Genomic DNA, 703 nt, shown 5'->3' on the forward strand with positions numbered 1-703 from the left:
AACGGGTGAGCGTTATGCGAACTCTTGGGGACACATTCAGCCATGGTATTACTTTATTGTCAGTGTGATTCCCGTTATGTGGTTCCCGCTGTACTTGGTGTTTTTCAATAAGAAGTGTTGGCAACAACTACGATTATCACCTGCGTTATTAAGTTTGTTCGCTTGGGTTGTGCTTGTTATCGCTTTCTTTAGTCTGAGCCCGGGTAAGCGAGGTGTTTACATATTGCCAGCGCTTCCAATGCTTGCTGTTATTGCGGGTTATGCGTTAACGAACCAAGCTTGGCCTAAATGGACCGACAAATTACTTAAAGCTATCGTGTTGATTTTAAGCGTAGTTTTGTTTTCTGCCGCTGTTGTTGCAGGTCTAGAGGTTAAATCCGTCACGAAGCATTTAGGTGAGTACGATTCTATATTCCCTTACGTCGTATTCTTTCTTGTTGCCGCAGCGATTTGGGTTGGCGCATTTTTTAAAACGCGCACGGTACAGGCTCGATATACCTTTTGGGTGGCTCTTGCGCTGACTTGGGTCTGGTATAGCGTTGCGGGCTATACAGTGCTTAACCCAGTTCGCACGCCGGCTAAAGAGATCATGTCAGAAGCACAAAAAGCAATCGGTAAAGATGGTGAGTTAGGACTGACGCTATTTAAAGAGCAATTTTTGCTGTTTTCACCTGTGTCGGTAACACATTTTAGCTATTTATCA

1 pseudogene is annotated in these 703 nt (G+C 44.4%); it reads left to right on the top strand.

What is annotated here, in order from left to right:
* A pseudogene (locus R7O13_RS27085) lies at positions 1 to 703 on the top strand (glycosyltransferase family 39 protein); the annotation flags it as partial.

The sequence above is a fragment of the Vibrio sp. Y176 genome (assembly GCF_033438945.1).